Annotated in this window: 29 protein-coding genes and 3 pseudogenes; 18 read left to right on the top strand and 14 right to left on the bottom strand. The window is 67.7% G+C overall.

The genetic code is table 11. The annotated features are described in order from the left end of the window. Positions 1 to 47 precede the first annotated feature (47 nt). Positions 48 to 1,094, top strand: a complete 1,047-nt coding sequence (locus MYA_RS25710; RefSeq protein WP_014725768.1) for an NAD(P)/FAD-dependent oxidoreductase — start codon at positions 48 to 50, stop codon at positions 1,092 to 1,094. A 192-nt stretch (positions 1,095 to 1,286) separates the two neighbouring features. Here the strand turns inward: MYA_RS25710 and MYA_RS25705 are convergent, their stop codons facing one another. Next, on the bottom strand, positions 1,287 to 2,816 hold the full coding sequence (locus MYA_RS25705; RefSeq protein WP_041494361.1) for a cryptochrome/photolyase family protein: 1,530 nt from the start codon (positions 2,814 to 2,816) through the stop codon (positions 1,287 to 1,289). 251 nt (positions 2,817 to 3,067) lie between these two features. Between MYA_RS25705 and MYA_RS25700 the strand changes: the two genes are divergently transcribed. After that, positions 3,068 to 4,039 carry a MerR family transcriptional regulator gene (locus MYA_RS25700; RefSeq protein WP_014725765.1) on the top strand — a complete coding sequence of 324 codons (972 nt, stop codon included), beginning with the start codon at positions 3,068 to 3,070 and terminating at the stop codon, positions 4,037 to 4,039. A 90-nt stretch (positions 4,040 to 4,129) separates the two neighbouring features. Here the strand turns inward: MYA_RS25700 and MYA_RS25695 are convergent, their stop codons facing one another. After that, entirely contained in the window at positions 4,130 to 5,104 is a 975-nt protein-coding gene (locus MYA_RS25695; protein WP_014725764.1) for an alpha/beta hydrolase, read from the bottom strand. Positions 5,105 to 5,458: 354 nt separating this feature from the next. On the opposite strand from MYA_RS25695, the gene MYA_RS25690 reads away from it, so the two are divergent. Both MYA_RS25690 and MYA_RS25685 read left to right on the top strand, forming a co-directional pair. Further along, positions 5,459 to 6,004, top strand: a complete 546-nt coding sequence (locus MYA_RS25690; RefSeq protein WP_014725763.1) for a DUF2878 domain-containing protein — start codon at positions 5,459 to 5,461, stop codon at positions 6,002 to 6,004. Between the two features lie 81 nt (positions 6,005 to 6,085). Then, positions 6,086 to 7,603 carry a cryptochrome/photolyase family protein gene (locus MYA_RS25685; RefSeq protein ID WP_014725762.1) on the top strand — a complete coding sequence of 506 codons (1,518 nt, stop codon included), beginning with the start codon at positions 6,086 to 6,088 and terminating at the stop codon, positions 7,601 to 7,603. A gap of 69 nt (positions 7,604 to 7,672) precedes the next feature. On the opposite strand, the gene MYA_RS25680 is transcribed toward MYA_RS25685, so the two are convergent. Beyond that, positions 7,673 to 8,443 carry a class I SAM-dependent methyltransferase gene (locus tag MYA_RS25680; RefSeq protein ID WP_014725761.1) on the bottom strand — a complete coding sequence of 257 codons (771 nt, stop codon included), beginning with the start codon at positions 8,441 to 8,443 and terminating at the stop codon, positions 7,673 to 7,675. 318 nt (positions 8,444 to 8,761) lie between these two features. Between MYA_RS25680 and MYA_RS25675 the strand changes: the two genes are divergently transcribed. The 3 genes from MYA_RS25675 to MYA_RS32315 all read left to right on the top strand — a co-directional run bounded on the left by MYA_RS25675 (position 8,762) and on the right by MYA_RS32315 (position 9,934). Next, positions 8,762 to 9,082, top strand: a complete 321-nt coding sequence (locus tag MYA_RS25675; RefSeq protein ID WP_014725760.1) for a hypothetical protein — start codon at positions 8,762 to 8,764, stop codon at positions 9,080 to 9,082. Positions 9,083 to 9,386: 304 nt separating this feature from the next. Further along, positions 9,387 to 9,557, top strand: a complete 171-nt coding sequence (locus MYA_RS31795) for a hypothetical protein (RefSeq protein ID WP_014725759.1) — start codon at positions 9,387 to 9,389, stop codon at positions 9,555 to 9,557. Positions 9,558 to 9,562: 5 nt separating this feature from the next. Beyond that, on the top strand, positions 9,563 to 9,934 hold the full coding sequence (locus tag MYA_RS32315) for a hypothetical protein (protein WP_230939083.1): 372 nt from the start codon (positions 9,563 to 9,565) through the stop codon (positions 9,932 to 9,934). Between the two features lie 41 nt (positions 9,935 to 9,975). Here MYA_RS32315 and MYA_RS25665 read toward each other — a convergent pair whose 3' ends face one another. Together MYA_RS25665 and MYA_RS25660 are read right to left on the bottom strand one after the other, a co-directional pair. Continuing rightward, the gene (locus MYA_RS25665; RefSeq protein WP_014725757.1) at positions 9,976 to 10,980 is read right to left on the bottom strand and encodes an SDR family oxidoreductase; all 1,005 of its coding nucleotides are present in this window, start codon (positions 10,978 to 10,980) and stop codon (positions 9,976 to 9,978) included. A 94-nt stretch (positions 10,981 to 11,074) separates the two neighbouring features. Continuing rightward, complete coding sequence (locus MYA_RS25660) at positions 11,075 to 11,341, bottom strand: hypothetical protein (protein WP_014725756.1); 267 nt, start codon at positions 11,339 to 11,341, stop codon at positions 11,075 to 11,077. A gap of 365 nt (positions 11,342 to 11,706) precedes the next feature. On the opposite strand from MYA_RS25660, the gene MYA_RS25655 reads away from it, so the two are divergent. Together MYA_RS25655 and MYA_RS31525 are read left to right on the top strand one after the other, a co-directional pair. Beyond that, on the top strand, positions 11,707 to 13,908 hold the full coding sequence (locus tag MYA_RS25655; RefSeq protein ID WP_014725755.1) for a hybrid sensor histidine kinase/response regulator: 2,202 nt from the start codon (positions 11,707 to 11,709) through the stop codon (positions 13,906 to 13,908). Positions 13,909 to 13,923: 15 nt separating this feature from the next. Continuing rightward, positions 13,924 to 14,118 (top strand): hypothetical protein, encoded by a 195-nt coding sequence (locus tag MYA_RS31525; RefSeq protein ID WP_014725754.1) that lies wholly within the window; start codon positions 13,924 to 13,926, stop codon positions 14,116 to 14,118. 206 nt (positions 14,119 to 14,324) lie between these two features. On the opposite strand, the gene MYA_RS25650 is transcribed toward MYA_RS31525, so the two are convergent. The 3 genes from MYA_RS25650 to MYA_RS25640 all read right to left on the bottom strand — a co-directional run bounded on the left by MYA_RS25650 (position 14,325) and on the right by MYA_RS25640 (position 15,821). Further along, entirely contained in the window at positions 14,325 to 14,594 is a 270-nt protein-coding gene (locus tag MYA_RS25650) for a DUF2934 domain-containing protein (RefSeq protein WP_014725753.1), read from the bottom strand. A gap of 27 nt (positions 14,595 to 14,621) precedes the next feature. After that, positions 14,622 to 15,047 (bottom strand): CBS domain-containing protein, encoded by a 426-nt coding sequence (locus MYA_RS25645; RefSeq protein ID WP_014725752.1) that lies wholly within the window; start codon positions 15,045 to 15,047, stop codon positions 14,622 to 14,624. A gap of 63 nt (positions 15,048 to 15,110) precedes the next feature. Then, positions 15,111 to 15,821, bottom strand: coding sequence for an MgtC/SapB family protein (locus tag MYA_RS25640; RefSeq protein WP_014725751.1), 711 nt, complete (start codon positions 15,819 to 15,821; stop codon positions 15,111 to 15,113). Between the two features lie 309 nt (positions 15,822 to 16,130). On the opposite strand from MYA_RS25640, the pseudogene MYA_RS25635 reads away from it, so the two are divergent. The 3 genes and pseudogenes from MYA_RS25635 to MYA_RS25625 form a co-directional block, all read left to right on the top strand. Further along, positions 16,131 to 16,507, top strand: a pseudogene (locus MYA_RS25635) (nitric oxide dioxygenase); the annotation flags it as partial. A 310-nt stretch (positions 16,508 to 16,817) separates the two neighbouring features. Next, positions 16,818 to 17,102 carry a helix-turn-helix domain-containing protein gene (locus tag MYA_RS25630; RefSeq protein ID WP_011880019.1) on the top strand — a complete coding sequence of 95 codons (285 nt, stop codon included), beginning with the start codon at positions 16,818 to 16,820 and terminating at the stop codon, positions 17,100 to 17,102. After that, positions 17,092 to 18,396, top strand: a complete 1,305-nt coding sequence (locus MYA_RS25625; protein ID WP_014725749.1) for a HipA domain-containing protein — start codon at positions 17,092 to 17,094, stop codon at positions 18,394 to 18,396. Before MYA_RS25630 ends, MYA_RS25625 begins: the two co-directional genes overlap by 11 nt. A 219-nt stretch (positions 18,397 to 18,615) precedes the next feature. Here the strand turns inward: MYA_RS25625 and MYA_RS25620 are convergent, their stop codons facing one another. Both MYA_RS25620 and MYA_RS25615 read right to left on the bottom strand, forming a co-directional pair. Next, positions 18,616 to 18,828, bottom strand: a complete 213-nt coding sequence (locus MYA_RS25620) for a twin transmembrane helix small protein (RefSeq protein ID WP_011880017.1) — start codon at positions 18,826 to 18,828, stop codon at positions 18,616 to 18,618. After that, positions 18,825 to 19,175: a hypothetical protein gene (locus MYA_RS25615; RefSeq protein WP_014725748.1), complete on the bottom strand. Its 351-nt coding sequence runs from the start codon at positions 19,173 to 19,175 to the stop codon at positions 18,825 to 18,827. Before MYA_RS25615 ends, MYA_RS25620 begins: the two co-directional genes overlap by 4 nt. A 301-nt stretch (positions 19,176 to 19,476) precedes the next feature. Here MYA_RS25615 and MYA_RS25610 point away from each other — a divergent pair, with 301 nt between their 5' ends. Beyond that, a complete protein-coding gene (locus MYA_RS25610) occupies positions 19,477 to 20,235 on the top strand; it encodes a YoaK family protein (protein WP_011880015.1) in 759 nt (252 codons plus the stop codon). 73 nt (positions 20,236 to 20,308) lie between these two features. Next, positions 20,309 to 20,497 (top strand): CopG family transcriptional regulator, encoded by a 189-nt coding sequence (locus tag MYA_RS25605; protein WP_011880014.1) that lies wholly within the window; start codon positions 20,309 to 20,311, stop codon positions 20,495 to 20,497. Positions 20,498 to 20,537: 40 nt separating this feature from the next. On the opposite strand, the gene MYA_RS25600 is transcribed toward MYA_RS25605, so the two are convergent. Both MYA_RS25600 and MYA_RS25595 read right to left on the bottom strand, forming a co-directional pair. After that, positions 20,538 to 21,374: a spermidine synthase gene (locus MYA_RS25600; RefSeq protein ID WP_034192815.1), complete on the bottom strand. Its 837-nt coding sequence runs from the start codon at positions 21,372 to 21,374 to the stop codon at positions 20,538 to 20,540. A 42-nt stretch (positions 21,375 to 21,416) separates the two neighbouring features. Further along, positions 21,417 to 21,761 (bottom strand): zinc ribbon domain-containing protein YjdM, encoded by a 345-nt coding sequence (locus MYA_RS25595; RefSeq protein ID WP_014725746.1) that lies wholly within the window; start codon positions 21,759 to 21,761, stop codon positions 21,417 to 21,419. 339 nt (positions 21,762 to 22,100) lie between these two features. On the opposite strand from MYA_RS25595, the gene MYA_RS25590 reads away from it, so the two are divergent. The 3 genes from MYA_RS25590 (at position 22,101) to MYA_RS25580 (ending at position 23,597) form a co-directional block, all read left to right on the top strand. Further along, positions 22,101 to 22,364: an HPr family phosphocarrier protein gene (locus MYA_RS25590; RefSeq protein WP_034192816.1), complete on the top strand. Its 264-nt coding sequence runs from the start codon at positions 22,101 to 22,103 to the stop codon at positions 22,362 to 22,364. A 64-nt stretch (positions 22,365 to 22,428) separates the two neighbouring features. Next, the gene (locus tag MYA_RS25585; RefSeq protein WP_011880010.1) at positions 22,429 to 22,653 is read left to right on the top strand and encodes a hypothetical protein; all 225 of its coding nucleotides are present in this window, start codon (positions 22,429 to 22,431) and stop codon (positions 22,651 to 22,653) included. 389 nt (positions 22,654 to 23,042) lie between these two features. Continuing rightward, entirely contained in the window at positions 23,043 to 23,597 is a 555-nt protein-coding gene (locus MYA_RS25580; protein WP_014725743.1) for a GNAT family N-acetyltransferase, read from the top strand. Positions 23,598 to 23,607: 10 nt separating this feature from the next. Here MYA_RS25580 and MYA_RS25575 read toward each other — a convergent pair. Together MYA_RS25575 and MYA_RS25570 are read right to left on the bottom strand one after the other, a co-directional pair. Continuing rightward, positions 23,608 to 23,865 (bottom strand): annotated as a pseudogene (locus MYA_RS25575) (efflux transporter outer membrane subunit); the annotation flags it as partial. Continuing rightward, positions 23,853 to 24,650, bottom strand: a pseudogene (locus MYA_RS25570) (HlyD family secretion protein); the annotation flags it as partial. The pseudogenes MYA_RS25575 and MYA_RS25570, both read right to left, overlap by 13 nt. A gap of 163 nt (positions 24,651 to 24,813) precedes the next feature. Between MYA_RS25570 and MYA_RS31790 the strand changes: the two are divergent. Continuing rightward, positions 24,814 to 24,969 carry a hypothetical protein gene (locus tag MYA_RS31790; protein WP_014725740.1) on the top strand — a complete coding sequence of 52 codons (156 nt, stop codon included), beginning with the start codon at positions 24,814 to 24,816 and terminating at the stop codon, positions 24,967 to 24,969. The last annotated feature ends 227 nt before the right edge of the window (positions 24,970 to 25,196 follow it).

Below are 25,196 nucleotides of genomic sequence, written 5' to 3'. Positions count from 1 at the left end.
CGCGCTGCGGCGATCTCCCAACGTACGGGGTTGCCACGATGAATCACATGCCGCCGTTTTCCGACTCATCGGCACATATCGCGATCGTCGGCGCCGGGATAGCGGGGCTGGCCTGCGCGCGCGTGCTGGCCGACGCGGGTCACCGCGTGACCGTCTACGAAAAGAGCCGCGGTGTCGGCGGACGCATGAGTACGCGCCGTACCGCGCTCTGGCAAGCCGATCACGGTGCGCCGTATTTCACCGCGCAACATCCGGCGTTCGTCGCCGAAGTAGCGCGCTGGGTGGCAAGTGGAGCAGCAGCCCCGTGGGAGGCGCGCGTGGCGTCGATCGGCTCGCTCGGCCCGCGCGCGTTGCTCGCGCCTGCGCTGCGGTACGTCGGCGTGCCGGGCATGTCGGCGCCGGCGCGGCGTCTGTCGGCCGGCATTCGAACGCTCTGCGAAACGGCGATCGTCGAGTTGATTCGCGACGGAGATTGCTGGCGCGCGACGTCGGCCGAGCACGGCGTACTGGACGCGCACCACGACGCCGTGATCGTCGCCGTCCCCGCGCCGCAGGCCGTGCCGCTTCTGCGGCATGCGGAGCCGAGTCTTGCCGTCATCGCACAGCGCAGCGAGATGCGCGCGACGTGGACGGTGATGGCGCAGTGTCGCGGGCTGCCGGACCCCGGCTTCGACGCGGCCTTCGTCAACTCCGGGCCGCTCGGCTGGATCGCCAACGACACGTCCAAGCCCGGGCGCGCCGGCATCGACACGTGGGTACTGCATGCAACGCCCGACTGGAGTCACGCTCATCTGGAAGCGCGGGCCGAATGGGTGACCGACGCATTGTTGGCGGCGTTTCGGGACATCACGGGCGCGGGCGCCGAGTCGGCGACTGCCCATCGGTGGCGCTATGCGGAGCCGGCCGTTGCCACGGCCTCGACGCACGGCCGCTTTGCATGGCGGACGACGGCCGGCGTCGGACTGTGCGGGGACTGGCTGGGCGGCGGCAAGGTCGAAGGTGCATGGTTGAGCGGCAGCGGGCTCGGCGGCGCCGTGGTCGATGCGTTGGGCGCGCGGAGGTCGCGCCTTGAGACACCCCGGTCCGATCGTTGATCGATTCGCAAACGTTGGAGGATGAGGCGCGCGCATATTCCGCGCTGCTCTCTGCTGCTTAAGGCATACGGCGAGCGAGCGTGCGGCGCCGCGGCAGTGCTCGATATGCGACACGGGCGCAACACACGGCGCCCGCGCACTTCGGCATTTCGACGCAAGCGGCGCTCCCCATCCCCCTCCCCTTAACACACCCTACAGCGACTCGATATCCCGCACCACGCGCTCCGCCTGCGTGCGGATCGCATCGAGCGCCTCGTCGTCGAAACGCGCGAGTTGCCGATAGACCATCGACAGCCGGTGGTTGTGTTGCAGCGCGCCGCGATGCCGGTCGAAGAAATCCCAGTACAGCGCATTGAACGGGCACGCGTGCTCGCCCGTGCGCGCACGATGGTCGTACGCGCAGCCCTTGCAGTAGTTGCTCATCCGGTTGATGTACGCGGCGCTGGAAACGTACGGCTTGGTCGCCATCGCGCCGCCATCCGCGTACTGGCTCATGCCCAGCGTGTTCGGCAGCTCGACCCATTCGAACGCATCGATGTAGACGCCGAGATACCACTGATGCACCTGGCGCGGCTCGAGCCCGGCCAGCAGCGCAAAGTTGCCGATCACCATCAGTCGCTGGATATGGTGCGCATGCGCAGCGTCGAGCGATTGCGTCAGTGCATGCGCCATGCACGCCATGCGCGTGCTGCCGTTCCAGAACCAATGCGGCAACGCGCGCCGATGGCCGAACGCGTTGCTGTCGGCGTAACCCGGCATGCGCGTCCAGTACACGCCGCGCACGAACTCGCGCCAGCCGAGAATCTGCCGGATGAACCCTTCGACCGCGGCCAGCGGCGCGGCGCCGGTGCGATACGCATGCTCCGCACGCTCGACGACTTCGCGCGGATTCAACATCTTCACGTTGAGTGCGAACGACAGCATCGAGTGGAACAGGCGTCGCGCATCGCGGTGCATCGCATCCTGAAAGCGTCCGAAGAAAGGCAGCCCATGCCGGATGAAGGAATCGAGACACGCGAGCGCCTCGCTGCGGTCGACCGGCCAGCGGAACTCGCCGGCGGACGGCGCGCCGAAGCTGCGCACGCCGGCGGCCACGATCCGGCTCCACAACGCGCGATGGTCGTGATGGGGACGCCAGTCGGGCGGCTCGACAGGCTTACCGGACCACGCCTCGCGGTTCTCGGCATCGTAGTTCCATTGCCCGCCTGCGGGACGCCCTTGCGCGTCGAGCAACACGCGATGGCGTACGCGCATGCTTCGATAGAAACGGTCCATGACCCACGTGCGGCTGTTGCCGAACAGGCTCGCGACTTCGTCGCGCGTCGTGTAGAAATGGTTCGTGTCGAGCACTTGCACCGGCACGCGCGCCGACGCCGCATAGGCATGCAGTTGCCGGTCGACGCGCCACTCGTCGGGCAGCAGATACTCGATGCGATGTGCGCCGTAGCGGTCGACCAGCATGTCGAGGTTCGCCGCAATGGCCTGGCGATTGAGCGGATCGTCGATCCCGATGTAGTGGACGACGTGCCCCGCCTCGCGCAGCAACTCGGCGAAGCGGCGCATCGCCGCAAACACCGCAATGAGCTTCTGCGCGTGATGAAGCACGTAGTCGGTCTCCTGCCGAATCTCCATCAGCGCGTACACGATGTCGGGCCGGACCTCGGCGAACCAGGAGTGATGCGGGTCGAGCTGGTCGCCGACAACGAGCCTCAAGGTGGTCATGGGATGCTTTGCGATCGCTGGTCGTTCATGGGGTGTCGAGGCGGGCGCATCGCGACGCCGCATGCGTCACGATCCTTCACTTACAACTTCGCGCACAACGCCCGCCGCGCCGATACATTCTAGCCGCGCATGCGCTTCACGAACCATCTTTCCGACCAAAATTACGCACATTGAATCACTTTCCTGCTTCAAATTTCCGGCAAACTGCGTAAAATCCTGATACATCAGCCATCGACTTCAGGAGAGCACCGATGTCCGCTCGCAAGGATCGCGATACGCCGCACCGCTATCGCAGCGGCGAGGCCGCGCGCCTGGCACGCATGCCAGCAGCCACGCTGAGGATTTGGGAGCGGCGCTATGGCGTGGTTGCGCCGCCGAAGACGCCGTCCGGGCAGCGGATGTACTCGGACGACGACGTGCAGCGGATTCGTTTGCTAAAGGCCCTCGTCAACCAGGGCCATGCGATCGGCTCGATCGCGAGCCTGAGCCGCGACGAACTCGAGGCGTTGTCGTTGACCGATACACGCGGCGCGGCGCTGCCCGAAACGGGCGTGAGCCTGGCCGTCATCGGCGCCTTGCCGATTTCGGCCTCCGCTATCGAGCGCATGGGCATCCATATCGCGGCGCGCATCGAATCGATCGACGAAGCGAGCCGGCACACCGGTCCGTCCGCCGATGCGTTGATCGCGACGACCACGTCGCTTCATGAAGACGTCGTGTCGCAACTGGCCAGCGCGGCGCAAGCGTTCAATGCACATGCTGTGGCCGTCATATACGGGTTCGGCACGGCGGAGGCAGTCGAGCTGGCGCGGCTGTCCGGGTTCGAGCTGTTCCGCTCGACGGAAGGCCAGACCAACTCGGCCTCGATCATCTCGAAACTCGCCCAGGCGGTCGTCAAGGCGCGACAGGCGAACGACGCCGAGCGCGGGCTGTGGCTGCGCACGCAGCGCCGCTTCGACGAAGCGACGCTCGCGTCGCTGAGCGGCTTGTCGACGACGGTCAAATGCGAGTGCCCGCGCCATCTGTCCGAACTGATCATGCAGCTCAGCGCGTTCGAGCGCTACAGCGACGAATGCGTGTCGCGCTCGCCCGCCGATGCGCTGTTGCACCGCCATCTCGGCGACGCGGCGAATCGGGCCGCCGAATTGCTCGAAACCGCGCTCGCCGTCATCCTGCGCGAAGAAGGGCTGGACGCGGCGGCGCAAGCGCCGAAGTCGGTCTAGGGCGGCAATCGCCAGCCAGCGGTTCGGTTAGGTTGCGTTGTCGCGTAGCGCGTCGTCGACGCGCGATGCGCGGCGACGAGCGCGCCCGTTTCATTTCACCACCACTCGCTGTGCCGAAAGCGGCGACGCGACCGTCGCAGCACGCGGCTTTGCGTCGCCGCTCGCGACTCCGGCGTTCGACGCGCGGCCCGCTCGCTCGACGAATGCCGACAGATCGTCCAGCACCGACGCCGCGCGTCTGAGCGGCGCGCCCAGCACGCCGACCAGCGCGGCATGGGTCAGATGCCGGTAGCGCGTGACCACGACGCTATCGCCGGCGTTCTGCAACGCCCGCGCGAATCGATCGGTGTTGCCCGGCTCGACCACCGTATCGTTCTCGGCGACGGCCAACCACATCGGCGGCTCGTTGCCCCGCACGAAGCGGATCGGCTGGCTCGCCCCGCGCCGGTCGTCGGGGAAGATCCGTTCGAGCGTCGCATCGCGCAGCGGCAGGAAATCGTATGGGCCGGCCAGCCCGATCACGCCGGCGATCTCGCTGCTGCGCATCTCGCTCGCGGCCAGATAGCGGCCGTCGGTGGCGAGCAGCGCGGCGATCTGCGCGCCGGCGGAATGCCCCATCAGGAACACGCGCCGCGGGTCGCCGCCGAACGCGGCCGCGTGCCCGCGCGCCCATGCGACCGCACGGGCCGCGTCGTCGATGAAGCCGGGAAAGGTGGTGGCCGGATAGGTGCGGTAGTCGGGCACCACGGCGACAAAACCGCGCGACGCCAGCGCCTCGCCGACGAACAGATAGTCGTTGCGCCTGCCCGACTGCCAGCTTCCCCCGTAAAAGAACACGACGACGGGCGCGCCGGCATTCGGCTCGGTCGGCCAGTCGCGCGCCACGCGCGCCGGCAAGTAGACGTCGAGCACTTGCCGCTCGCCGGGCCCGTAGGGGATATCGGCGAAAAGGCGGAACGTGTTGGTCGGCGTCAATGCATTCAGAAGCCGCAGCGGACTGTGCGCGGCCAGCAAAGCGGCTGCGACCAGCACGGACAGCACGGCGAGCGCCACCTTGAGGCTCATGCAAATCTCCAATTGCGACCATGCGGGTCGCACACCCGCGTATACGTAGCCGGAGCGCAGGCGGATGCATGCGCGCGTTCCGCTCGTGTCGGCACGAGATGCATCCGTTCGCCGCGCACCGCCGTATACCCATGAACCAACAAACGGAGCCCGCATGCCCGCCATCGCTCCCGATGAAGCCATCGTCCGCGAATCGCCCTATTCCTTCGGCGCTGCTCGGCTGCGCCTGCGAACGACGTATTGCGTTGCACGCGTTGTCGAGATGCGACGCGCGCTTCGCTGCGGCCACAGACGATCATGAGCACTGCACCGAACCGACGAACATCGCATGAGCGGCCGCTGCGAGCCGCTCACATGGGCGTCTATCTCGCGACGACGCAGATCGGCTGGCTGGTCTGCGTGATGAGCGCTGCAGCGCAACGACCATGGTGGGGATGCGCATATGCGCTGATCGCGACCGCGGGCCATCTGACGTTCGCGCAGCGGCCGTCATCCGAGGCGCGGCTCGTCGTCACCATCGCGGCGTCCGGATGGGTATGGGACAGCGCCGTCGTGCATGCCGGCCTGCTCGAATACCCGAACGGCGTCGTGCTGAACGGTTCGGCGCCTTACTGGCTCGCGGCGCTGTGGGCGCTGTTCGCCATTCAACTCAATACCGTCCTGCGCTGGCTCCGGCAGCGGCCGCTCATCGCGGCGCTCGTCGGCGCAATTGGCGGCCCGGCTTCGTATCGTGCAGGCGCTGCGTTGGGCGCCGTCCATGTCAACGAGCCGACGACGGCGCTCGTCGTCATTGCGGCCGGCTGGGCGCTCATCCTGCCGGCGGCGATCGCGATCGCAGCGCGTTGGGACGGCGTGACCGCGCCGGTCCGCATAGGCAATGGACGGCCGCGACATGAATAACGCAGCCATCGCTCGGATTCGTCGCGCGGCTCGGCCCCATCCCGTTCACACCATGCAACCGCAACTCTTCACGACACACTCATGACCCGCTCCGACCTTCCGCACGAAGCTCGCCCCGTCGTCGTATGGTTCCGCGACGACCAACGGCTGGCCGACAACCCCGCGCTGACGCATGCGCTCGACACCGGGCACCCGGTCGTTTGCGTGTATGTGCACGACGCCGCGCCGAAACACGGTCGTGCGATGGGCGGCGCGCAGCGCTGGTGGCTCCATGAATCGCTGAGCAAACTCGACGACGCGCTCGCGGCGCATGGCGGCTCGCTGATTCTGCTGCGCGGCAACGAGCATGAAGCGATCACCGGTTTCGCCTCGGCGATCGGCGCGGCGATGGTCGTCTGGAACCGGCGTTACGCGAAGGCGCAGACCGGCACCGATGCGTCGATCAAGAGAGACTTGATCGACCGCGGGATCGCCGTGTCGACGTTCAACGGGCACCTGCTGCGCGAACCGTGGACGGTGACCACGCGCGAAGGCCTGCCGTTCCAGGTCTTCAGCGCGTACTGGAGAGCCGCTCGGCGCGACGATTTTTTCCCGCCGGTTCCGCTGCCGGCGCCGTCGCACATCCGGTTTTTTCCGGTTCCAGCCCACGCGACGCCACACGTCTGCACGCTTCGCGAGCTCGAGCTGCAGCCGTCGGCTCCCGACTGGGCCGGCGGGCTGCGTGAGACCTGGCAGTGCGGCGAGCAAGCCGCCAGCGATCAACTCGAAGCATTCCTGGAGAATTCGCTGTCCGACTATCCGACGCTGCGCGATTTTCCGGCCGCTCGCGCGACGAGCCGGCTGTCGCCGTATCTGCGCTTCGGCAACATATCGGTTCGGCAGGTTTGGTACGCGACGCTGTCGGCGGCCGATGCAATGCGAAGTGCGCACACCGTGCGCGGCATCGACTCAAAGGACGGGCCGTTGAACAAGTTCCTCAGCGAAATCGGCTGGCGAGAATTCTCGTACCACCTCCTGTATCACTTCGCGCCGCTTCATCAGGTCAATTTCCGCCGGCAGTTCGATTCGATGCCGTGGCGCGACGACGCGAAGTCGCTGCGCAAGTGGCAGACGGGCCGCACGGGCTACCCGCTCGTCGATGCCGGCATGCGCGAGCTGTGGCACACCGGCTGGATGCACAACCGCGTGCGCATGGTGGCGGCGTCGTTTCTGTCGAAGCACTTGCTGATCGACTGGCGACAGGGCGAAGCATGGTTCTGGGATACGCTGGTCGATGCCGACGAGGCGAGCAATCCCGCGAGCTGGCAGTGGGTGTCGGGCAGCGGCGCCGACGCGGCGCCGTATTTCCGCATCTTCAATCCGGTTCTGCAGGCGCAGAAGTTCGATCCGCACGGCGACTACACGCGTCGCTGGGTGCCCGAGCTCGCGCAGCTTTCCGCAGACACCGTCCACGCGCCATGGGCCGCGTCGCGCGAGCAGTTGCAACGCGCGTCCGTCACGCTCGGGCGAAGCTATCCGATGCCGATCGTCGATCATCAGTGCGCGCGTGCACGCGCGCTGGAATCGGTGAAGCGGCTCGATTCGGAAAGCCATGCGTAGCATGGTCGTAGCGGCGGTGGATTGCGGTATGAACGCGGACGCCACGTAGCGCGTTGCGCGCCGCATCGTTCAGAAGAACTTCGACACCCACCGCGGCGCGGACGCGCGATCGAACACCACGTGCAGTTCCGGGCTGAACGATCCCAGTTCGAGCCCGTGCTCCGTCGCCAGCAGCGTGAGCGCCGCGCTCGTGTAGAACGAAATATGTCCGTTGCGCGGCACGCAGTACCACCACTGCTCGATGCCGCGCGCGCGAATCTCCGGCGTGATCAGCGAGGTCTGAAACAGCAGCGCGCCCGCGACGCCGCGGTAGCGGACGATGTCGGCGAACAGGCGTCGCGGCTGCGGATGATGCTCGAACACCTCGAACGATAGCACCGCATCGAACGTGCCGTGCGGCGCGACGGGATGGCTGAACGGATCGTACGACGTGACGTCGCCGAACCCGCGCGCCGACAACTTGCGCTCGAGCAGCCCCAACCCCGAACCGAAATCGAGAATGCGGCCGTCGCGCATTTCCGGGAAGCTCGTGCAGATCAGGTCGGCATGCTGTTGCGGGCGATGCTCGAGATACTCGGGATCATGGCGGACGTAATCGTCGTTGTAGACATGACGCGCGAAGTCGTCGTGCGTCCAATGGTCGAACGCCGGCGTGCACGTGAAGCCGCACTGCCGGCATGCGTAGTAGTAGATCGGCACACCGACGAACGGGTCGACCTTGTTCCCCGCGATCATGTCGGCGCCGCAGCGCGAGAAATCGACCACGCCGCAGATGTCGGCTTCGGCAGCGCACACCTTGCATGCGATCGTCGTCGGATAGTGGGTGATGTCTTCGAACATGTTTCGGTCTCCCCGGAATCTTCGAGCGCGCCGCCGACGGCCGCGATGGCCGTCGAATCGGCAAGCTCCGTCATGCGTTTCGCCGAATCGAGCGGCCGACGCGCGAGCGTATTGTCGGGCCGAAGCCGCGCGCCGTCGAGTGTCGCGCGTGCGTCGAGCGCATATGACGTCACGGCGCATCGGCGCTTTGTTAAATAGCGTGAGTCGCCGGCAACCGGCCGGCAAATTGCCTTAACATCGCGGCCACACGATCGACCACGGTCGCTTTCTCATGCGACCCGAAGCGGGTGCGCAATTCCTTCGAACGGACCGACGCTCATGTTCCAAACACCGGGAGATTCCTTCGTCGGCGGATCGCTGCTCGGCCTGTGCGTCGAGGTGCCGCTCGCCGCCGTCGTATCGCTGCTGATGCACGGCGTCGACTGGAACGCCGCGCGCATCGCGCTGCTGATCGCGACACCGGTGCTGATCGCGTGCGCGTTGCTGCTCGCGCGCCCGCTCGCTTTCAGCACGGTATGGAAGCACAAGCGCTCGCCGTTCGAACTCGACGACAACGTGCGCGCGTCGATCTACGGCCGGCTGACCGGCATCGCGATCGGCGTGGTGTTCGGCATCATGATCGCGACCACGTTTTCGTAAGGGGATACGCGCGGCGTGGATGCGTGCATGTTGCGCTGACCACAGCCATCGCGCCTGCGCAACCCACACGCGTTCCCGCATCGCACGGCTGCCGATCGAACGATTGCATCGATCGATATGACGGCGAACTCAGCTACATCTCTCCCTTTTTCGAATTTGACCGGCAGATCGGCGCTGCCACGCTCGGGAACCCGGGAACGCAGATCGGTGGATTGTTTTAACGTTCTCTGACTTCCGGGAAGGGGGTGTCCGGGTTTGCGCTAGCATGCACAGCGGACCCACAACTGGATGAGGCCACGTGCCCATGAACTACAACAGCCTGCATGTCCCGCTTGCTATCGGCACGTGGCAATGCGCGCTCGTGCCAGTGAGCGCGTTCTATCAAGACTGGAGCTATCGGGAGCGCAGGAGCCCGTTTGCGGATCGCGACACGCGCGAGCAAATGGAACGTCAAATCGCGGACGACCCGTGGTGAGCTAGATGACAACTACAGCAACCCTAGACGATAGTGGCCACTTCCACGACTGGTATCTCGACATCGTGGCAATCGGCCCCAATGAAGAGCCGCGCACGCTGACGCTTGGGCTCTATCTTGGCAATCGGCGCGCAACGGTGACATTCGAAGGCGTGACGTGCTTTCAGCTCGACCGGCTCGGCCTTTTGAACATCGTGTATAGCCTTCGGCTGATGAATCCTGCCGATCACGACTATGCGCGGGTATCGGCCCAATTGGCCAAAGGCGAACGCCTTTCCGGCCGTCGAGGAGCGACCATCGCCTACTTGTATTCAAGCCTCGGCGCCGAACTCGCCGTCGAATTCGACGCCTTGAAGATCGGTTCGAACGGCGCCTGATCGCCGGAGCGGTCCAGCCGATCAGCACTTGCGCCGCACCGCTAAGGCTGCCCCGCGCCGCCCGACGCGCCGTAGATCTGCCCCGTCACATAGCTCGCACGCGACGACGCCAGTTCGACATAGATCGACGCGAGTTCCGCCGGCTGCCCCGGCCGCCCCATCGGCACCTGCTGGCCGAACGTCTCGACGTTCTTCTCGGTCTGGTCGCCGCTCACCTGCAGCGGCGTCCAGAACGGCCCCGGCGCGACGCCGTTCACGCGAATCCCGCGCTGGATCATCTGCTTCGCGAGCCCTTTCGTGAAGTTGGCGATCGCGGCCTTCGTCATCGCGTAGTCGAGCAGGTTCGCCGACGGATCGTACGCATTCACCGAGGTCGTGTTGACGATCGCCGAACCGGGCGGCATGTGCGGAATCGCGGCGCGCGTGATCCAGAACAGCGCATACAAATTGGTGCGCAACGTCCAGTCGAACTGCTCGGTGCTGATGTCGAGGATCGAATCGTGGCTCTGCTGACGCGCCGCATTGTTCACGAGAATATCGAGTCCGCCCAGGCCCGCGACCGCCTGTTCGACGAGCTTGCCGCACGCCGCTTCGGTGCGGATGTCGACGGGCAGCGGCACTGCCTTGCGGCCCGCACTGCGGATGTATTGCACGACCTCGCGCGCATCGGGCTCCTCGTCCGGCAGATAGGCGATCGCGACGTCCGCGCCCTCGCGCGCGAACGCGATCGCGGCGGCGCGGCCGATCCCGGAGTCGCCGCCGGTAATCAGCGCCTTGCGGCCGTCGAGCCGCCCGCTGCCGCGGTAGCTGCGTTCACCGTGATCGGGCCGCGGCGTCATGCGTCCGGCGAGGCCGGGCCACGGCTGGTGCTGCTGCGGAAACGGCGCGTGCGGATACAGCGTGCGCGGGTCGTGCGGCGCGGTGTCGCCGACATCGGTCGCGCCGGCATTCTGCGCGACGGCCGGAATCGCGACGCTCGCGACCAGGCTGGCCGTCGTGCCCTGCATCCACTTGCGGCGCGATTCGGATACTTCGTCTGATGACATGGTGTGCTCCGGTGCGGGATCTACACGAATAGCGATGGATGCCGAAGCGCGCCGAGCCGCGGCTGCGGTGCGGCGCGCGCAACTCAACGGGCCATTACAACGGGCGCGGCCGGTCGCCTGCGTCGTCGGGCGCGTCGTGCCCGTCGGGCCAGGGCTTGTCGGACGGATCGCGGGCGGCGGTCTGACGCGGATCGTCGGGCACGACCTTGCGCGCCTGATCGTCCGGAATCGAATCGAGCTCGCCGCCGCCGGGCGCGTGGCCGGGCGGCCGCGCCGGTTCGGCCTGCGTGCCGCCGCGCGGGTCCGGCGTGCGGGCCGGGCCGCGTGCGTCGCGATCGTTCGGTTGGCGGGATCGGGTCATGGCTTTCTCCGTGTGCGGATGGGCGGGCGCAACGCCGCCGCGGCGATGCAGAACGCGCTCGAAGCGCGAGCGCGCGGCGGCGTGCGACGATTCCCGCTTTCAGCAAGCGCCATGCCGTCATGCGGCCGTGCAATATGCGTATCCATCCGATCATTGCACTGCAGAATTTACAAACGCCGCGCCGCCCGGCACCGCGCGCCCCCGCATGGCGGCGCGGCGACGCCCGCCGCACGGGAATCCGGGCGCGGCACGCAGTTTGCTCAGGCCGGCCGGGATAGGCCGGCCGTACCGGTTCGCCGGCTGCCTGCGGCGTCGTGGTGTCGTGAGATATGAAATCTGCCTCTACCCTGCTGAAATCGGCGCCGATGCGCACCGACCACTTCGTTCAGTTCTACGACTCCGACGAGCAGCTCGTGTCGGAAGTCGCGTCGTTCTCCGCCGACGCGCTGCGCGACGGCGGCAGCGCGATCGTGATTGCGCGGCCCGAGCGGCTGGCGGCCGTCTACGCGCGGCTCGGCACGCTCGAGCGAGCGAGCGGCAGTGCGGCGCGCGACCGCGTCTTCATGTCGAGCGCGCAAGCGCTGCTCGACAGCTTCATGGACGGCGACCTGCCCGACCCAACACGCTTTCGCCGCTCGATCGGCACCATCGTCGAAGCGGCCGTGCGCGCCGGCCGGCCGGTACACGCGTTCGGCGAAATGGTCGCGCTGCTGTGCGCGCAGCATCGCTACGCGGGTGCGCTGCGGCTCGAAGCGCTGTGGAACGAGTTGATCGAGCGATATCGCTTCTCGCTGTACTGCGGCTATCCGCACGACGCGTTTCCTAGCGCCGAGCAGTCGGAGATGTTCCGCCATGTCTGTGCGCTGCACCGGCGCATCCTGCCCGCCGCGTCGCTGCGCAGCGACGAGAACGCGCTGCATCTGACGCTCGCGCTGTCCCAGCAACGGGCGCGCGCGCTGACCGACGAGATCCGCCGCCGCGAGGATGCCGAGCAGCAACGCAACGGCGTGCTGATGCATGCGCCGCTGCCGATCGCGCTGCTGTCGGGCGCCGCGCATCGGATCGTGCTCGCGAATCACCGCTTCTCCGCGCTGTGCGGCCGAACCGACATCGTCGGCCGGCCACTGACGTCGGTGCTGCCCGGCGGCGACACCGCGGCGATCGCGCGTGCGCTGGAAGCGGCGCGCGTGCAGGGGCGCTCGACGACGATCGGCGAGCACCACGACCGGCCCGATACCGACGATACCGACGCGGACGGCGCGCGCGTGTACCGGCTGCACTTCAATCCGCAACCGCTGGCGGACGGGCTCGGCGTGATCGTCAGCGCGGTGGAGGTGACGGAACACGTCGCGGCGCGCGAGAAGCTGGTCGCGGCCAACGCCGAGCGCGACCGGCTGCTCGGCGAGCTGCGCGACGCGAACCAGGCGAAGGACCAGTTTCTCGCGGTGCTCGGCCACGAGCTGCGCAACCCGTTGACGCCGATCTCGCTCGCGCTGGAGCTGATCCGCAATCGCGACGGCCAGGCCACGCCGAACGAGATTGCGATCATCCAGCGCCAGCTGGACCACATGGTCCGGCTGATCGACGATCTGCTCGACGTGTCGCGCATCACGCGCGGCAAGATCACGCTGAAGAAGGAAGCGGTGCGGCTCGCGGACATCGTCGACCGCGCGGTCGAGGTCGCGAGCCCGCTGCTCGAGCAGCGCCGCCACCGTCTGCACGTGGACACGGACCCCGAGGCGCGCTGCCACGGCGACCCCGTGCGCCTGTCGCAGGTCGTCGCGAACCTGCTGACGAACGCGGCGAAATACACGCTGCCGGGCGGCGACATCGCGGTGCACGCGCAACGCGGCGCGGACGGCAGCACGCTGATCGAAGTGCACGACAACGGCGCGGGCATTCCGCCCGACCGCCTTCAGAGCATCTTCGAACCGTTCTACCGGATCGACGGCGACAACAAGCAGGCGCACGGCGGCCTCGGCATCGGCCTCGCGCTGGTGCGCAGCCTCGTGAACCTGCATGGCGGCACCGTGCGCGCGGACAGCGCCGGGCCCGGCCGCGGCAGCACGTTCACGATCGTGCTGCCGGAATTCCGGCCGCGCGCCGGCGCCGCGGCCGCGCCGCAGGCGGAGCCCGGCATCCGCGCGGCCGCACCCGGCAGCGGCCGGCGCGTGATGCTCGTCGACGACAACGAGGACGCCGCATCGACGCTCGCGCAGTGGTTGCGCGACGCCGGCCACGAAGTCGCGGTCGTGCACGACCCGGTGACGGCGCTGGCCGCGTATCGCGCGTATCGTCCGGACGTCGCGATCCTCGACATCGGGTTGCCGGTGATGGACGGCTACGAACTGCTGCGGCGGCTGAAGGCGATCAACGAAGTCCCGCCGTGCGTCTTTCTCGCGCTGACCGGCTATGGTCGCCACTCGGATCGCGAGCGCTGCCTCGCGACCGGGTTCGCCGAGCATTTCGTGAAACCGGTCGACCCGGCCGTGCTGCATCTCGCGATGAGCCGCACCGGCGCACAAGGCGGGACGCCCAACCACGACGGTCCGCAAGCCGGGCGCTGAGCCGCGGCACGCTCGATGCTCGAGATCGACATGCCGGCCGCGCCGGCGCCCTTGCGACCGAGGAGAACGATGATGAGCGACCCGAACGATCTGACACCCGACGACGACGAGCAAGGCGGCCATGCCGGCAAGCCGGGCAATCCGCAGCCCGAGCGTCGGGACGATCTGCCCGAGCTTCCCGATCCGACTGAAGTCGGGGAGGATGGGTGAGCGCGTCGATCGCGACGTAACGGAGGGGGCGCGGCGCCGGGCGTGCGCTCGGGGAATGCGTGCTGGTGCTGCGCGGCGACTGCCGATGCTTCCGCAGCCACCGCGCTTCTTTGAGTTCGGACCCACGCGCGCGGCGGCGCCAGCGACGGCCAGCGCCGTCGAGCAGCGCCCTTACGCCCGATGGCCGGCGCGCCCTACGCCGTGCCTTACCGCGTGCGCCGCTTCTCCCGCGCGACCTCCGCGGCCGGTACGGCATCCGTATCCTGCAGCGGTTCCCCCGGACTGCGACGCTTCGCCGACTGATCGATCGACACGTCCGCGGCAAGCTCGCCGCCGCCGTCCGGGTCGCCGCCCTCGGCGTCGAGCTGTCGCTCGGCGCGCTGCCAGTATTCGTCCGCGCGCCCTTCAGGCGCGCCGTCCGCCTGCCACAGCCGGTACGCACGTTCCCTGATCTGCGTTTCCCTGTCTTCGTTCATCCGATTCTCCTGAGCTGATTGCACGTTCTATCGTTCCGGTTTCGACGGCGCGGACACCGCGCCGAGCGTCGACGACATCCCGCCGTCGGCCGACGTGGCCAGATCGCCCAGCGCGACGATGCCGATCAGCCGCTTGTCGCGATCGACCACCGGAACGCGACGAATCTGCGCTTCGGCCATCTTGTTCTGCACCGCGGAGATGTCGTCGTCCTCGTAACACCAGTTCGCCGGCCCGCTGACGACGCCCTCGATCGGCTCGTCGGGCCGCACGCCCATCGAGACGGCCCGCACAACGATGTCGCGGTCCGTCAGCATGCCGATGAGGCGCGTGCCGTCGCACACGGGCAGCGCGCCGACGTTCAGCGCGTCCATCATTTGCGCCGCTTCGCGCAGCGTCTGGGTCGGCGCGATGGTCGCCGCATCGCGTGTCATCACTTCAGATACAGAGGTCATGCTTGGCTCCTGTTCAAGCCGCCCACGGCGGCCTGCTGCCAGAGCATCGCGCGTTCCGCGGACTCAACTCTGCGCCGAGCAGCGCGCGGAACTCAGGCCGGCCGAGGCGACGATTCGCATCAACTGCTGCAGCATCGCATCGCTCGAAGCGGCTTCGCGCCACTGCACGATCAACTCTTCCTCGCGCACGTCGCGCCCCGCCGTTTCGCAAAAGCCGCGCGTACGGCAGGTGAAGCCGGCCGCGCGCAGTTTCTCGTTCAGCTGTTCGCGGGCGGCCGAGCCGGGCGGATATTCGACCGTGACATGTGCGCTCATGACGCGCCGCAGGCGCTGCTCGACGAAGCGTAGCGGCCACACGACCAGCAGCGCGAGCACGAGCCCGAGCGCGCCGAGCAGCAGTTGGCCGCCGCCGATGCACAGACCGATGACCGTCACGAACCACAGCGTCGCGGCCGTGGTGACGCCCGACACCAGGCCGTCGCGATGCAGGATCGCGCCGCCGCCGATGAAGCCCATCCCGGTCAGGATGCCGAGCGGCAGCCGCATCAGGTCGAGCACCGAGAACGCGCCTTGCGGCTTGCCGGCCTGCAGCAGCAGCGCATTGACCTGCAGCATCGACAGGCACGCGGCCAGACACACGAGGATCGTCGTGCGCAGCCCGGCCGTCTTGCCCGACTCGCTGCGATCGAGCCCGACCAGCCCGCCCGCGACGAGCGCGAGCACGATCCTGGCGACGACGTCGCCCCACTGAAGTACGACGGGCATCGGCTCCATGCGTGCCTCCTTGCAAATCGTCGAGCGTCATGCGGCGCGGCGCGGCCGCGAGCGGCGCCGCGTACGTCGCAAGGTTCGGACCCGCTATGCGCGTACCGGCCCGAGCGCGCGGACCGTGTAGCGCGGCAAGCGCAATTGTAGAAACGGGCATCGGGCGCGCGACGCTCGCCCGCACCTCGTCACGAAGGAGTTCGACCATGCTCACGCAGAAAACCAAGGACATCGTCAAGGCGACGGCCCCGGTCCTCGCCCAACACGGCTACGACATCATCACGTGCTTCTACAGGAAGCTGTTCGACGCGCATCCCGACGCCGATGATCAGCATGCTCGAGCGCGCGATCCAGGATCCGCACCGGCAGGCCGTGTTCGTGTACGGCGCACGCAACGGCGGCGTGCATGCGATGCGTGACCGGCTGCGCGAGACGGCCAGCACCTATGCGAACTTCAAGCTCGTCGTGTTCTACGACGACCGCTGCCGCAAGATGTGGAAGGCGTCGACTACGACCTGAAAGGGCTGGTCGACGTGAGTGCGATCAAGGACGCGCTCCTGCTGCCCGATGCCGATTACTACATTTGCGGCCCGGTGCCGTTCATGCGGTTGCAGCACGACGCGTTGAAGCAGCTCGGCGTTCCCGAGACGCGGATTCATTACGAGGTGTTCGGGCCCGATCTGTTCGCCGAATGAGGTCGCGCAGCGGCTCGCGCGTGGATTCGGCGCGCGGCGGCCCGCGGCGTAGATGCGCCGGCGCACGCTGCTGGTGGCCGCCCTCGCATGCCCGATGCCGGCCGGCCCGGCGTCGCCTGAACGCGCGTACCCGAGCGGATACGGGCATCGCCGTGTAGGCCTCGTTGCGCTCGTTCCGTATTCGACCGGATACGGAACCTCGATTCAACTCCCGCAAATCGCTTTTCGTTTCCGACTGGATACGAACCGCGGTTGCGCGCCCGAATTGTGCAATACTGTTCCCGATCAGATACGAAGCACGGAGAACGTCATGTCGGAGTCCCAGTCCGTCGACACGCTCGGCGCGCTCGCCCATCTCATCCGCGCGGCCCGGTTGCAGCAGGGCTTCACGCGCGACGAGCTGGCGAATGCGACCGGTCTGTCGCCGAAATTCATCAGCCAGGTCGAAGCCGGCAAGCCGACCGCGCAGATCGGCAAGGTGATGCTGCTGCTCGGCGAGCTGGGCGTGCGGCTGTATGCCGAATCGTCGGTCGAGATTTCGGAGGCGACGGCGCTGAAGGCCGCGCAACGCCGCAGGAGCAGCCATGGCGGCTAGAACGCTGGTCGTGTCCGCCAACGGCGTGCGAATGGGCACGCTCGCCGACGACAAAGGAATCTGGTCGTTCGAATACGATGCGCAATGGCTGGCGAGCGCGGCCGCGTATCCGCTGTCGCCGGCGTTCGCGTTGCGCGGCGGCGCCTTCACCGACACGTCGAGCGATCGTCCGGTCCAGTGGTTCTTCGACAACCTGCTGCCCGAGGAAGGCATGCGCACGTCGCTCGCACGCGAAGCGAACGTCGCCGCCGCCGACGCATGGGGCCTGCTCGCGTACTTCGGGCGCGAATCGGCCGGGGCGCTGACGCTGCTGGCCGCCGGCGAGCACGAAGCGCCCGGCGCTCTGCAACCGCTGCCGCTCGACGAGCTCGAGCGACGCATCCGCGCGATGCCCGAGCGCGCGCTGACGGCCACTGCGCCCAAGCGCATGTCGGCGGCCGGCGCGCAGCAGAAGCTGCTGGTGGTGCTGCGCGGCGACGCGCCCGATTACGCGCTGTACGAGCCGATCGGCAGCGAGCCGTCGATGCACCTGCTCAAGCCCGACATGCGCGCGGCCGGCTATCCGCATTCGGCGATCAACGAATTCTTCTGCATGAAGCTCGCGGGCAGGATGGGCCTCGACGTGCCGGACGTGCACTTCCTGCGCGCACCGTCCGCGTGCTACGTGATCGACCGGTTCGATCGCGACGTCGCCTCGCAGCCGGCCCGGCGGCTGCACACGATCGACGCGATGCAGTTGCTCAATTACGACCGCGGCTTCAAGTACCAGCGCGCGAACGCGCAGGAGCTCGCGCGCGCGATCGACCGCACCAGCACGCGGGCGCTTGCGCGTCTGTCGGTGTTCCGCTGGACCGTGTTCAACGTCGTGGTCGGCAATGGCGATGCGCATCTGAAGAACCTGTCGTTCTTCGTCGACGCGCGCGGCTACCGGCTCGCGCCGTTCTACGACATCGTCAGCACGGTCGTCTATCAGACGCCGACGCACCGGCCCGATCAGCGCGGCGATCATTGGCCCGACTGCGAGCTGACGATGCCGCTCGGCGCGGCGACGCGGTTTGCGGATATCGACGCGAATGCGCTGATGGCGTTCGGTCAGGCGCTGGGGCTCAGGGAGAAGGCGGCTGCGAGCGAACTCCAGCGCTTTCTGGAACCGCTCGACCGTCATGTCGCGCAGACGCTCGATGAGGTGCGCGAGCTGGCGAAGCCGGATGCCGGCGAGATGCGGCTGCTGAATTCGATCGTCGCGATGCCGATCGCGGAGATGGGGCGGGCGTTACGCGGGGGGCGCGGCTAGGCTACCGACGACGCGCGGATGGCGGCAACGCGCCGCGCATTGAACCAAACCGCCGTGTGATGCGTGGCGAGCCGACGCGCGCAAACCAACGCGTCGCATGACCGCCTTCGCACCACGGCTTCGGTCGAACGGCCAGCGGCTCGAGCGATCTTCTCGCCACGCTGCTGCCGTCACATACGGAACCCTGACAGCGCAGAAATCCGCCGCACGTCGCGCCCGTCACCGCCCGATCGGCAACCCGGTCGGCTCGATCCACCCGAGCTTGTACGCGATCAACAGCGACAGGAACAGCGTGACCGACAAGCCCACGCGCGCCGCGAGCGACCACGCCATCCGCTTGCTCTTGCCGCGGTCGTGGTTCATGAAATACAGCGCGAAGATCAGGCTTCCGATGATCAGCACGAAAGCCGTTGAAACAAGTGCAACCTTCATTGTCGATGGTCCTCCAGGCCGTGATCGGCCTTCAGCAGTTCGGCGAGTTTTTGCCGCTCGGCCGCGACGTCGGCGACGCCCGATGCCGGCCAGTCCAGCGCGACGCCATTGCCGAGCGAATCGCGCACGAGCGTTTGATAACGCCGGTCGCTGATCCGCCCGTCGGCCATCGATTCCGAGATCTCATGCCGCAACGGTAGCGGAAAGTTCGCGTATCCGCGCGACAGCGCCGCATATTGCCGCGCGTCGATTTCCTTCGACGACGGCACGACCGCCCACAGGACGACGGCCACGATAGCCACGAACGGAATCGCCGTGTAGCGGAGAACGAACTTGATGGGGGTCATGATGCGGATATCGAGCGAACTGCGAACGGGTGGCGGGTGCGGCCGGGTCGATCCGGAAGCAGCCGGCAACCGGCTGCACGAACGATGCCGGCCGAAAAACACGCTCCGTCGGCATCGCGAGACATTGTACTTAAAGTGCAGTCTGACTAACAGAGTATGATAATGTAATTATCATGTATCGCAGATGATGCAAGCGATCCGGCACCGTTTGCCGCCGGCCCGCAGGTCCGGGGCCGGCACCAGCGCGTGCCGCCCTGTCCGTGCCCGGCGATCCGGGCGATCGAGCGAACCCCGAACCCTTATGCCAGCGCAGTACTTTCTGAGTCTGACCGGAAAACACCGGAGCGCACCCGCCAATCGCCAGCTGGGCTTCTCGCTGGCGTTCGTGGCCGGCGCGGCCAACGCCGGCGGCTACCTCGCGGTCAAGCAATACACGTCACACATGAGCGGCATCGTGTCGGCGATCGCCGATCAGACCGCGCTCGGCGACATCCCGCTCGCGCTGGCCGGCGTCAGCTCGCTGGCGTCGTTCCTGGTGGGCGCCGGCTGCTCGGCGATTCTGGTCAACTGGGGGCGGCGGCGCGGGCTGCAGAGCCAGTTCGTGCTGCCGCTGCTGGTCGAAGCCGTGCTGCTGCTGGTGTTCGGCCTGCTCGGCAGCCATCTCGCGCTGTGGGAAGGGCTGTTCGTGCCGGCGACGGTCACGCTGCTCTGCTTCATCATGGGGCTGCAGAACGCGACGATCACGAAGATGTCGGGCGCCGAAATCCGCACGACGCACATGACCGGCATCGTCACCGATCTCGGCATCGAGCTGGGCAAGCTGTTCTACTGGAACCGCTCGGCCATGGTCGTCGACGCGCATGCGGTGATCGCCAACCGGTCGAAGCTGAAGATTCACGCGACGATGCTCGCGTCGTTCTTCATCGGCGGGCTCATGGGCGCGATCGGCTTCAAGCATGTCGGCTACGTGTCGACCGTGCCGCTCGCCGGTGTGCTGGTCATGCTCGCCGCGATGCCCGTGATCGACGATCTGCTCACATGGTTCGAACGCCGGCGTTGAGCGCGGCCCCGGCCCGGCCGCCAATGCCGACGAATTTCAATCCGATCAACCTATCGAATACGCACGCCTGACGATGGAAACGAAAACCGCCCGCCTGACCGTCCTGATCGATCCCGCGAAGAAGGAAGCCTTCGAAATACTGTGCGCCGAGCAGGATCTCACGCCGTCGCAAGTCGTGCGTCAGCTGATCCGCGAATATCTCGACACGCACGGCATCAGCTACAAGACCAAGAGCGCGGTCGCGAAGCGGGTACGGAAATAACGCTGCGTGCATGGCGGCGGCGCCGTCGCGCGCACCGCCGTCACGTGCAGATTTCCCAGCGGGGATGTTCGCGCGCGCGCCACACCAGCCGCGCCGGGTCGATACCCTCGCCCGCCTTCATGCGCCGCGCGGTGGACGCCAGCTTGAGCTCGCCGGCCGAGCCGAACGCGAGCGCACGCTCGAGCAGCACGCGCAACGACGGCAACGGGTTGCCGTTCTTCCACGCGAACGCGATGAAATTGTTGTCGTCGCCGCACGGCACCAGCGAGTACGAATCGTCGAACACCGCGCGCAGCTGTTCGAGATGCCGCGGCAGCGCCGGATCGTCGTTCATGAAGTTGATCGCCAGCACCCCCGTTTCACTGAGCCGCGCGCGGCATGCGTCGAGGAATTCGGCGCCGGTGCAGCGGCCGGCCGTGCCGTCGGCGACGAACGCATCGTGCAGGATCACGTCCGCACGCACGTCGGGACGCGCGACGTAGTCGGCGCCGTCCGCACACACCACTGCGAAGCGCGCGTCGTCGCATGGAATCCGGAACACGTCGCGCAGCGCGATCACCTGCGGATTGATCTCGACCGCCTCCATCGCGCTGCCGGGCAAGTGGCGGTAACAGTACTTCGCGAGCGATCCGCCGCCGAGCCCGAGCATGCTGATGCGCGCGGGCGCCGGCTGCAGCAGCAGGAAGCCCATCATCACGCGCGTGTAGCCGAGTTCGAGCCGGACCGGATCCTTCAGCGACATGAAGCTCTGCGTGCCGAAATGATCGAAATGCAGCGACACCGCGTGCTTCGTCTCGAGCACGAACGGACGCCCGTCGCTCAACGGCGTCGCCAGAAAACGCAGGAATGCATCGTACGATGCCCGATCGTCGCTCATGTTCGGCAAGCCTTGCGATTGGCGCTCCGCGCCATGACGCGCTCAGACCTTCTTCAGGTAGCAGGCCTTCAGCATGAAGCCGCCCATGTCGGTCTTGCAATCGACTTCGTGATCGCCGCCGACGAGCCGGATGCTCTTCACCTTGGTGCCCATCTTCAACGTGATCGACGAACCTTTCACGCGCAGGTCCTTGATCAGGACGACCGAATCGCCGTCCGACAGCACGTTGCCGTTCGCATCCTTCACGACGTCGCCCGCCGGCTCGTCGCCCGCTTCGGCGCCGGCGCCGGCCGACCATTCGTGACCGCAGTCGGGACACACGTACAGCGTGCCGTCCGGGTAAGTGTTTTCCATCGCGCATTGCGGGCAGGCGGGGGCGGCGTTCATTGCAGCTTCCATTCGGTGGGGGTTCGGGTCAATCGACAAAAAAATACCGGCGCGCAAACCGGCGCCGGGATCGCATGTCGCAGCGGCCCGCCAACGTTCGACAGGCCGCAGATCATGCGCACGATATTATAATGCCATACACATAAACTGGTGTACGTATTATAATCCTCCATTCCGATCGTTCGCCGGACTTGATCGCCGCTTAACCGAGGATGCCGACATGTTCGAGATAGATGATGCAGCCAGGCTGGTCGCACGATGCAGCGACGCAAGCACCCAGCCGATCCTGCCGGCCGCCGCGCGCCGTTCCGACCGCGCGCTTCGCGGCTGATCCGCATCGTGGCAACCGTCGTCTACGTCCAAATCGGTGCGGCATGGAACCGCAAGCGCGCGAGCCATGCGCGCGATGCGCTGGTCGCGGCGGCTCGCCGCTTCGAAAGCGACATCCTGCTGATCGCCAACGGCGTCAGCGCCGCCGCCAAGGACGCCGCCGCGATCGCGGCGCTGCAGTTGCACGGCGGCACGTCCGCCCAGTTGCTGGCCACCGGCCGCGACGAGGACACCGCGCTGCAGGCGCTGCTGCCGTTGCTGCAGGCCGGCTGACGCTGCGTCGTCCGGCCCCACGGCCCCGTGCCGTCCACCCCGAATCACCCAGCCAGAGGAAGCGATGAACGACAACGCCACGTCCACCAACACCCCCAACCTGTCGGCCGCCGCACTGTGGGCGCTCGAGCGCCTCGCCGACGTGCGCTATGGCCGCGATGCGCCGGCGCTCGGCTGGTCGGTCGAGCACGAACTCGTCGGCGCGGGTTTCGTCAGCCATTCGGCGAACGGCCGCTCCGGCGCGTCGATCACCGCGCACGGGCGCAATTTTCTGAAAAGCCGCAAGTAGTCGGCGGCCGGCATGCGGCCGCTGACGCGTCGCGCCAGTACGCGGGCGGGCCGTACGTCGGCATGAGCGGACTCGTTGGCGACGCTCCGCGGGGCGTCGCCGCGCGAGTGTGCGGGTCTCTGGGTCTGTGAGTTGCAACCCCACCAGTCAGCAAGTCCGCGGGTCCGCACGCCTCGCGTGACGGGCAAGCGAGCAGCACTCGACGAGCGCCTGCGCGATCGCACGCGACAGCGTCGCGAGAACGACGGGTAGCGACGGCCGTCGACACGCGCGGATTCCACGATACAGGCGGGGCTTTGCGCATCCGCAGCGCGTTCCGCGGTATCGTACGGCAGCCCGAAGGCGACGCCGCGTGCCGCCTTCGCCCGTCCTTCCCGATGGAACGCCCGATGACCTCCAGCGCCCTGCCGCCCGTCACGTCCCCGCCCATTCTCGACACCCCACGCCTGATACTCGAAGGCCATCCGCTCGGCGACTTCGACGCGCTCGCCGCAATGTGGACCGAACCGACCGTCGTCGCGCACATCTTCAACGGCAAGCCGTCGGCGCCGCGCGACTCGTGGATGCGGCTGCTCGCGTATCGCGGACTGTGGCCGCTGCTCGGCTACGGCTACTGGGCGATTCGCGAGAAGGCGTCGGGCCGCTACGTCGGCGACCTCGGTTTCGCGGACTTCCACCGCGCGATCGAGCCGTCGATCCGCGGCGTGCCGGAGGCCGGCTGGGCGCTCGCGAGCTGGGCGCACGGCAAAGGCTATGCAACCGAAGCGCTCACGCACGCGCTGCACTGGCTCGATGCGCAGCAGCGCTTCGAGCGCAGCGTCTGCCTGATCGCGCCGACCAACACCGCGTCGATCCGCGTGGCGCAGAAGGCCGGCTATGCCGATCCGGTGCGCATCCGCTTCAACGACGCCGATTCGCTGCTGTTCTCGCGCGCGTGCCTGTGAGGGCCGCGCGCTATTGAAACGCGGCTGATGTGGCGGCGCGTGACGGCGACGCCGCATCGCTCGGCGCCGCATCGCTCGGCGCCGCATCCCCCATCTTCGCAGCCGCCACCGTACCCGACGTCTGCCACCCGCCGCCGAGCGCCTTGTACAGCGCGACGAAATCCGTCGTCGTCTGCAACGCGCCCTGCACCGCCTGTTGCCGCCCCTCCGACCATTGCCGCTCCGCGTCGAGCACGTCGAGAAACGGCGGCAGCCCCTTGCGGTAACGGCCAGCGCCTGCCGGTAAGCGGCGTCCGCCGACTCGATCTGCGCACGCGCCTGGCGGTACTGCGCGGGATACTGCACGCGGGCGATGTCGAGCTGCACGCGCGCCGCATCGAGTTGCGCCTGCGCGAGGCCGAGCTGTGCGCGCGCCGCGTCGACCCGCGCGCGATAGTCGCGCGGATCGATTTCGACGAGCACGTCGCCGCGATGCACGAAGGTGTTGTCGTCGACGGCAAGCCGGGGCACCTAGCCGGACACGTGCGGCGCCATCGCGACCGCGTTGCCGTCGGTATAAGCGTCATCCGTGCGCTCCTGATCGGGCGTCGCGAGCCACCACGCGAGCCCGACGATCAGCAACACCAGCAGCACCGCGCCGAGGATGATCAGCGGCTTCTTTCCCGGGCGCTTGCGTTCGCCGTCATGGCTGTCGCCGTCGCCATCGCCGCCGGTGCGGCCGCCGCGATCGTCGTGCGGATGGCCGTCACCGCCGCCGCCGCCCGGCGCGTCGGTGTCGCGCTCATCGCGTTCGTCGCGTTCGTCGCGTTCGTCGCGGCCGGCATTGCCGTCGTCGCCGCCGGCCGCGTTGCCGTCTCCGGCGCGCGCAACGGCGACGCGCGGTGCGAGACCGACCGCACCACCGGCGTAGGCCGATACCGCGACGCGGGGCGGCGCGAGCGCGCGCCACGCGCACACGGCGGCGCGTCGTGCCGGCGTAAACGCAAAAGCACGCACGAGGGAGGCAAGGACTTGCTGCGGATCGAACAGCGGGAACAGGGGCGCATCTGACATCGAACAACGCTCCAGGCAACGGCCGCGCGCGACATTGCGCGGGCCGGCCTCGACGGCGCGGGTGAGCAAACGGCGCGCCCGGCCGTGTGCATCGCCCCGCGAAGGCGCCGGCACGGGCCATGCGTGCGCGCCTTCCCCAATGTCTCGACAGGAAGCCAGCCCGATGACCCGTTCGAATTCACTCGACACCGATTCGCAAGGACAGGACCGCGGCGACAGCACGCCCGGCCCCGAAGGCAAGCCGCTGTCCTCCGATGAACGCGCGCCGGCCGATGGTGCCGGGGCGCACATGCCCACAGGCAACGGCGATACGCGCTGACTGCGCTTGCCCGGTGCTATCGCCGCGCAGCTGCGCGCACACTCGCGCGCTGACGGCAGAAATGACAACGCGTTGAAAAGTCGCGGACGGATGCGGCGCAGGGCCGTGCATCGGCCCCATCACGGTATGGCTTCCGCGCCCGTCCAGCACCCGAACGCCGTCCGGCAACGATGCGCGCGCCCGAGCAGCCCCAGCACTAAGGGTGCGCGTCGTGCTCGCGGCTGCAT

The sequence above is a fragment of the Burkholderia sp. KJ006 genome, assembly GCF_000262695.1.
In the GTDB taxonomy this organism is placed as follows: domain Bacteria; phylum Pseudomonadota; class Gammaproteobacteria; order Burkholderiales; family Burkholderiaceae; genus Burkholderia; species Burkholderia vietnamiensis.
The sequence above is the reverse complement of the archived record's forward strand: the minus strand, read 5'-3'. Positions and strand labels throughout refer to the sequence as shown.